The following is a 7581-nucleotide window of genomic DNA, read 5'->3' on the forward strand; positions in this document are numbered from 1 at the left end:
CGCGGCCGAGCGGGACGTCTGGATCAGGGTGCCGTCCAGGCCGACGAAGCCCCAGCCGGCCTCCCGCCCGGCGGCCAGGACCTCGGGCAGGTCGGGTGCCTGCTGCGCGATCACGTCGATGGCCTCGTGCAGGTACCGGTACGCGGTGGCTTGGCTGACCTTGGCGTCACGGGCCAGTAGGTGCATGTCGGGGTTGTCGATGAGCGCTCGACGCGCGCCTGACCCGAGTGGTTCGTCTGGCTGACGCGGCGCGCCACGCCCGCATGATGACGTCAATAACTCATATATGAGTTACAGTTTCGGCGTGTCTCAAGCCTATTTGACCCGGATCGGTGGCCTCATCCGCGACGCACGACGCCACAAGGGCATGACCCAGGAGGAGCTCGCGCAGCTGCTCGGCACCTCCCAGGGGGCGGTCACCCGCATCGAGCAGGGCAAGCAGAACCTCAGCCTCGACACCCTGGCCAAGATCGGCGACGCCCTCGACTCCGAGTTCGTGTCGCTGGGCCACTCCGGGCCGCAGCACCTGCGCATCGTGGGCGGCCAGAAGCTGAGCGGCTCGATCGACGTCAAGACGTCCAAGAACGCCGCCGTGGCCCTGCTCTGCGCCGCCCTGCTCAACCGCGGCCGGACCACGCTGCGGCACCTGGCGCGCATCGAGGAGGTCAACCGGATCCTCGAGGTCCTCGCCTCCATCGGCGTGCGCACCCGGTGGCTGCCCGACAGCTCGGACCTCGAGATCGTGCCCCCCGCGCGGCTCAGCCTCGAGGACATCGACGTGGCCGCCGCACGCCGCACCCGGACCGTGATCATGTTCCTCGGCCCGCTGCTGCACGAGCTCGAGCGCTTCCGGCTGCCGTATGCCGGGGGCTGCGACCTCGGGACGCGCACCGTCGAGCCGCACCTCGCCGCGCTGCGCGCCTTCGGGCTCGAGGTCACGGCCACCCACGGCTTCTACGAGGCGCGCTCGGACCGCTCGGTCAACCCGTCCCGCGCCATCGTCCTCACCGAGCGCGGCGACACCGTGACCGAGAACGTCCTCATGGCCGCCGCGCGGCACGACGGCACGACGGTGATCCGCAACGCGAGCCCGAACTACATGGTCCAGGACCTGTGCTTCTTCCTCGAGAAGCTGGGCGTGCGCATCGACGGCATCGGGACGACGACCCTCGTCGTCCACGGCGTCAAGGACATCGACGTTGACGTGGAGTACTCCCCCAGCGAGGACCCCATCGAGGCGATGAGCCTCGTCGCCGCGGCCGTCGTGACCAACTCCGAGATCACCGTCCGGCGGGTGCCCATCGAGTTCGTCGAGATCGAGCTGGCGACCCTGGAGGGGATGGGGATGCGCTACTCCCTCGGCGAGGAGTACCGCTCGGCCAACGGCAAGACCCGGCTCGTCGACCTCACGACGGTCCCCGGCCCGTTGCACGCGCCCATCGACAAGATCCACCCGATGCCGTTCCCCGGCCTCAACATCGACAACCTGCCCTTCTTCGCGCTCGTCGGCGCGGTCGCGCAGGGCAGCACGATGATCCACGACTGGGTCTACGAGAACCGCGCCATCTACCTCACCGAGCTGACGAAGGTCGGCGCCCGGGTCCAGCTCCTCGACCCGCACCGCGTCATCGTGGAGGGCCCGACCCGCTGGCGGGCGGCTGAGGTCGTCTGCCCGCCCGCGCTGCGCCCGGCCGTGGTCGTGCTCCTCGCGATGCTCGCTGCGCCTGGCACCTCCGTGCTGCGCAACGTCTACGTCATCAACCGCGGCTACGAGGACCTCGCTGAGCGGCTCAACGCCCTCGGCGCGACGATCGAGGTCTTCCGCGACATCTGAGCCCCCCGGTGCGCCCCACACCAGGTGGCCGCGGATTGTGTCGGCGCACCACATGAGCGGGTGGCCGGGTGGTCCCTAGTCTTCGGGCATGGCCGACGACGTCCCTGCCCAGACCGCTGCCCCCGCCGCGACGGCGCCCGTCGACCTCGCCGGCCGCACCGCGCTGGTCACCGGGGCCGCGAGCGGCATCGGCGCGGCGGTGGTCCGCGCGCTGTCGGCCGCGGGAGCACGGGTGTATGCCGTCGACCGTGACGAGGCGGGTCTGAGCGCCCTCGCCGCCGCCGTCGGGCCCGCCGCCCGGATCATGCCGGTCGTCGCCGACCTGGCCGACCTCGACGCGCTCGCCTCCCTGCCGGCCGACGTCGACATCCTCGTCAACAACGCCGGCGTGCAGCACGTCTGCCCGATCGAGGACTTCCCGCTGGAGCGGTTCGACCTCATCCTCGACCTCATGCTCGTGTCGCCGTTCCGGCTCATCCGGCAGAGCCTGCCGCACATGTACGCGCAGGGCTGGGGACGCGTCGTCAACATCTCCAGCGTCCACGGCCTGCGCGCGAGCGCCTTCAAGTCGGCCTATGTCACGGCCAAGCACGGCCTCGAGGGGCTGTCCAAGGTCGTCGCGCTCGAGGGTGCGCCGCACGGCGTCACCTCGACGTGCATCAACCCCGCCTACGTCCGCACCCCGCTCGTGGAGAGGCAGATCGCCGACCAGGCCCGCGCGCACGGCATACCGCAGGACGAGGTCGTCGACAAGGTCATGCTCGAGCCGGTGGCGGTGAAGCGGCTCGTCGAGCCGGAGGAGGTGGCGGCCCTCGCCCTCTTCCTCTGCGGTCCCGCCTCGGCCTCGGTCACCGGCACGTCCTTCGCCATGGACGGGGGCTGGACGGCCCACTGACTCCGGCTGCCTAGGATCGGGTCGTGCCCGCCGACACCCGCCGAGACCCCGCGCTGCGGCTGCTGCAGCTGCTCGCGGACGACGCCCCGCTCGCCGAGCTCGCCCGCGTCGAGGCGCCTCCGGAGGCGCGCGAGCTGGCGCTGCGCATCGGCAACGACCGGGAGGCGCACCGGCACCGCGAGGGCGCCCTCACCGCCCTGCTCGACACGGCCCGCGAGCTGGCGACCGAGAGCGACCCGGCCACCGTCCTCGAGGCCATCGTGCGCCGCGCCCGGCACCTGCTGCACACCGACCTGGCCTACCTCACGCTCTACGACCCGGAGGCCGGCGACACCTACATGCGGGCCACCGACGGGTCCGTCTCGGCGCTCTTCCAGTCGGTCCGGCTCTCCCTCGGCGACGGCCTCGGCGGGCTCGTGGCGTCCACGCACAAGCCCTACTGGACGGCCGACTACGCCCGCGACCTGCGCTTCAGCCACACGCGCGACATCGACGGCGCCGTCCGCGACGAGGGCATCATCGCCATCTGTGGCACCCCGCTCGTCGTCGACGGCGAGTTCGTCGGCGTCCTCTTCGCCGCCAACCGCACGCCGCGTCCGTTCTCGCGCGAGGACGTCGCGCTCCTCGGCAACCTCGCCACGCTGGCCGCCGTCACGCTGCTGCAGACCCGTGCGCTCGCCGACGCCGAGCACGCGCTGCGCTCCCTCTCCGAGGCCCACGAGACGGTGCGACAGCACACGGCCGGCGTCGAGCGGGCCGCGGCGGCGCACGACCGCTTCGCCTCGCTCGTGCTGCAGGGCGGCGGCGTCGACGACATCACCGCGGCGCTCGGCGAGCTGCTCGGCGGCTGGGCAGTGCTGCTGGACGGCTCCGGCGCCCGTCGCAGCAGTCACGGGCCGGCTCCCCACGAGGGCTCCGACTGCCTCGCGACGGTCGTCGCCAGCTGCGAGCTCGACTCGGGGCGTCTGGCCGAGGTGGGCGGGGTCTATGCGATCACCGTGACCGCAGCCCGCGAGCAGCTCGGCACGCTCGTGGTGGGCGGCATCGGCGCCCTGGGCGACGCCGACCAGCGCACGGTCGAGCGCGCGGCGGTGGTGACCGCGCTCGTGCTGCTCTTCGAGCGGACCGCCAGCGACGCCCGGCAGAGCGCCCGTAACCGCGTCGTCTCCGACCTCGTCAGCGCCCGCGGCACGCCGGAGGACCGGCTCGCCATGGCGCGGGCGGCGGGTTTCGACCCCCAGGGCCCCTTCTGCGTGCTCGTCCTGCGGGGGCACGAGCAGGGCACGACCCGCAGCGTCCTCATCGCCGCCGGAACGGCGACCGGCGACGGGGCGCTCGTCGGCGCCCACGACGGCGACATCGTCGCGCTCGTGCCCGGCACCGAGCCGGACCGGCTGGCCAAGTCGGTCGCCGCCCGCCTCGGCAGGCGCGCCGGTGTGACCGTCGCCGGGGCGGGGCCCGTGCGGGGCGTCGACCAGATCCCGGCCGGGCACGAGGAGAGCGCGCGCACCGTCGCGGCCCTGATCGCCCTCGGCCACCGCGGCGTGGGGGCTGCCGCCACCGAGCTCGGCTTCGCGGGGCTCATCGTCGGGGCGGAGCCCGACGTCGGGCAGTACGTCCGCAAGGTCCTCGGGCCGGTGCTCGACTACGACGAGCGCCGGGGCACCGACCTGGTGCGCACGCTCGCCGCCTACTTCGCCTCCGGGTCGAGCCCGCGCCACGCGGCCGCCGCGCTGCACGTCCACGTCAACACCATCGCGCAGCGGCTGGAGCGCATCTCGGCGCTCCTCGGCGACACGTGGCAGCGACCGGACTCCGCGCTCGAGATCCAGCTCGCCCTGCGGCTGCGTCAGCTGCTCAGCCCGAGCTGACGGCCGACCGCCTCGGCCACTGCCGCGGCGCCGCCGGGGTCGAGGATCACGCTGTAGTGGTTGGCGTCGACGGCGGTCACCCGGACCTGCGCCGGCACGTCGAGCAGGTCCAGCCGGGAGCGGTCATAGAGCCCCTGCGGCTCGTCGAGCAGCCCGCGGGCGGCCCAGAGGAACTCCACGGGGACCCCCTGGGCGACGCACCGCCGGACCGCAGCGTGCGTGGCCGCGCCGGCGAGGACGTCCGCGCCGTCCGCACGCACGGCGTCGAGCACGCAGGAGCTGACGAGGTCGTCGCTGCCGTCGCCCGCGGGGACGAGGTCGTGCAGCAGGTAGCGACGCACCGCGTCCCCCGCCTCACCGCGCAGGACCGGCCCCAGCGCGGGGTGCCCGGACCAGAAGTCGAGGTAGGCCGCCTCGCTGGGGAAGCGCATCGACAGCCGCGACATCGCGGGCCCGATGACGGCCTGCAGCGCGGCGTCGAGGTCGAGGCCGGCTGGCGACGGGAAGGCCAGCCCTCCGTCGACGAGGACGACGCCCGAGAAGCGCTCGGGGTGCGCCGCACCGGCGAGCGCGGCGACGAAGGCCCCCATCGAGTGGCCGACCAGGACCGGCTGCGCGCCGAAGACCGAGGCGATCGAGGCCAGGTCCTCCACGTGCGCGGCCAGCCCGTAGGGGCCCGGCACCGCCCGGCTCTCTGCCCGACCCCGCAGGTCGGGCGCGAGGAAGCGCACCGTCCCCCCGCCGTAGCGGCGGTCCACCTCGTCGGCCACCCGGCGCCAGGACAGGCCGTTTGCCGTGATGCCGTGCACGGCGAGGACGACGGGGGCGTCGCCGGGAGCTGCCCCTACGGTGAGGTCGTGGATGCCGAGACTGCCCTCGGGCAGCTCGATGACGAAGCTCGGAGCAGGTGTCATGCGATCCCCTCCTGGCGTGGACGGCCCCACCGCTTTCGCGCAAGGTAGTTCACCGCCGACCGGCCGGGCGGTGGGTGGCCCCACCACAAAGCCGCTGCGCGCATGTGCCACGTCGACACGTGTCGGCGCCCGCCGGGTCCGCCCGTCGGTCAGGAAAGGCGTGGCTCCAGGTCGGCGACCACCGAGTCGGCGGTGAGCCCAAGCTCCTCGAGGAGCTGGACCCGCGCCGAGTGGTTCAGGAACCGCTTCGGTATGCCGTACGGGTGCACCGGGGCGTCGACCCGGGCCTGCCGCAGGGCGTCCGCCACGGCGCAGCCGATGCCGCTGGTCACCAGGTTGTCCTCGATCACCGCCACGGCGCCCGCCCGGCGGGCGAGCGCGACGACGTCGTCGCTGACGGGCAGCACCCACCGGGGGTCGACGACGCGGACCGAGGTGCCCTGGGCGGCAAGCTTCTCCCCGACCTCGACCGCCATCGAGGCGAAGGCGCCGACCCCCACGACGAGCAGGTCGACGGCCCCGTCATCGGTCTCGAAGAGGACGTCGACGTCGCCGTGGCGGCGCACGGACTCGACCGGCTCGGCGACGTCGCCCTTGGGGAAGCGCAGCACGGTCGGCCCGTCGCTGACGTCGAGCGCCTCGCGGAGCTGGGCCCGGACCTGCGCCCCGTCGCGCGGCGCGGCGAGCCGCAGGCCCGGCACGATGGCGGCGAGCGCCATGTCCCACATGCCGTTGTGCGACGCGCCGTCGCTGCCGGTGATGCCCGCACGGTCGAGGACGAAGGTCACCCCGGCCTGGTGCAGCGCGCAGTCCAGGAGGAGCTGGTCGAAGGCCCGGTTGAGGAAGGTGGCGTAGACGGCGACGACGGGGTGCAGACCGGCATACGCCAGGCCGGAGGCCATCGTCACCGCGTGCTGCTCGGCGATGCCGACGTCGAAGACCCGGTCGGGGTATGCCGCCGCGAAGCCGTCGAGCCCGACGGGGATGAGCATGGCCGCGGTGATGGCGACGACGTCGTCGCGCTCCCGCCCGATGGCGACCATCTCGTCGTTGAACTCGTCGGTCCAGATCCGCCCGGCGACCTCGAAGGGCAGCCCCGTCTCGGGGTTGAACTTGACGACCCCGTGGAACTGGTCCGCGACGTCCTCGAGGGCGGGGCGGTAGCCGCGCCCCTTCTGCGTGATGACGTGGACGAGCACCGGTCCGCAGAACTCCTTGGCGTTGCGCAGGGCCCGTTCGATGGCCTGCTCGTCGTGGCCGTCGACGGGGCCGAGGTACTTCAGGCCGAGGTCCTCGAACATCCCCTGCGGCGCGACGATGTCCTTGATGCCCTTCTTGACGCCGTGCAGCGTCTCGAACATGCCGCGGCCGACGACCGGCGTGCGTGACAAGGTCTGCTTGCCCCAGTCGAGGAAGCGCTCGTAGCCGCGCGTGGTCCGCAGTGTGGCGAGGTGCTCGGCGAGCCCACCGATGGTCGGGGCGTAGGAGCGCTCGTTGTCGTTGACGACGATGACGAGCGGCAGGTCCTTGTCCACGGCGATGTTGTTGATCGCCTCCCAGGCCATGCCGCCGGTCAGTGCGCCGTCACCGATGACGGCGACGGTATGCCGTCCCTGCTCGCCCCGCAGGCGCCGGCCCTTGGCGATGCCGTCGGCCCACGACAGCGAGGTCGAGGCGTGCGAGTTCTCCACGACGTCGTGCTCGGACTCCGCCCGGCTCGGGTAGCCCGAGAGGCCGCCGCGCTTCTTCAGGCCGCTGAAGTCGTGGCGCCCCGTGAGCAGCTTGTGCACGTAGGCCTGGTGACCGGTGTCGAAGACGACGGTGTCGCGCGGCGAGTCGAAGACGCGGTGCAGCGCGATCGTCAGCTCGACGACCCCGAGGTTGGGGCCGAGGTGGCCGCCGGTCTTGGAGACCTCGGAGACGAGGAAGGCCCGGATCTCCTCGGCGAGGGCCGGGAGCTGCGCCGCCGGCAGGGCCTTGAGCTTCGCCGGGCTGGTGATCGTCTCCAGCAGGCTCACGCTGCCTCCGTCGGGTCGTCGCGCATGGTCGATCGAGTCTACGTGGTGC

General features: G+C 73.0%; 5 protein-coding genes and 1 pseudogene. 3 read left to right on the plus strand and 3 right to left on the minus strand.

The window, feature by feature from the left end; all coding sequences use genetic code 11:
* Positions 1-183 (minus strand): annotated as a pseudogene (locus tag VFJ94_RS12940) (IS5/IS1182 family transposase); the annotation flags it as partial.
* Between the two features lie 121 nt (positions 184-304).
* Here VFJ94_RS12940 and VFJ94_RS12945 point away from each other — a divergent pair.
* The 3 genes from VFJ94_RS12945 to VFJ94_RS12955 all read left to right on the plus strand — a co-directional run bounded on the left by VFJ94_RS12945 (position 305) and on the right by VFJ94_RS12955 (position 4600).
* Positions 305-1834 carry a UDP-N-acetylglucosamine 1-carboxyvinyltransferase gene (locus VFJ94_RS12945; RefSeq protein WP_325004631.1) on the plus strand — a complete coding sequence of 510 codons (1530 nt, stop codon included), beginning with the start codon at positions 305-307 and terminating at the stop codon, positions 1832-1834.
* A gap of 88 nt (positions 1835-1922) precedes the next feature.
* Positions 1923-2729, plus strand: coding sequence for a 3-hydroxybutyrate dehydrogenase (locus VFJ94_RS12950; RefSeq protein ID WP_325004632.1), 807 nt, complete (start codon positions 1923-1925; stop codon positions 2727-2729).
* A gap of 23 nt (positions 2730-2752) precedes the next feature.
* On the plus strand, positions 2753-4600 hold the full coding sequence (locus VFJ94_RS12955; protein WP_325004633.1) for a helix-turn-helix domain-containing protein: 1848 nt from the start codon (positions 2753-2755) through the stop codon (positions 4598-4600).
* Here the strand turns inward: VFJ94_RS12955 and VFJ94_RS12960 are convergent.
* Both VFJ94_RS12960 and dxs read right to left on the minus strand, forming a co-directional pair.
* On the minus strand, positions 4579-5514 hold the full coding sequence (locus VFJ94_RS12960; RefSeq protein WP_325004634.1) for an alpha/beta hydrolase: 936 nt from the start codon (positions 5512-5514) through the stop codon (positions 4579-4581). The genes VFJ94_RS12955 and VFJ94_RS12960 overlap by 22 nt on opposite strands.
* 149 nt (positions 5515-5663) lie before the next feature.
* On the minus strand, positions 5664-7532 hold the full coding sequence (dxs, locus tag VFJ94_RS12965; protein ID WP_325004635.1) for a 1-deoxy-D-xylulose-5-phosphate synthase: 1869 nt from the start codon (positions 7530-7532) through the stop codon (positions 5664-5666).
* Between the last annotated feature and the right edge of the window lie 49 nt (positions 7533-7581).

Origin of the sequence: Intrasporangium sp. (assembly GCF_035688975.1) — a bacterium.
In the GTDB taxonomy this organism is placed as follows: Bacteria; Actinomycetota; Actinomycetes; order Actinomycetales; family Dermatophilaceae; genus CALMNV01.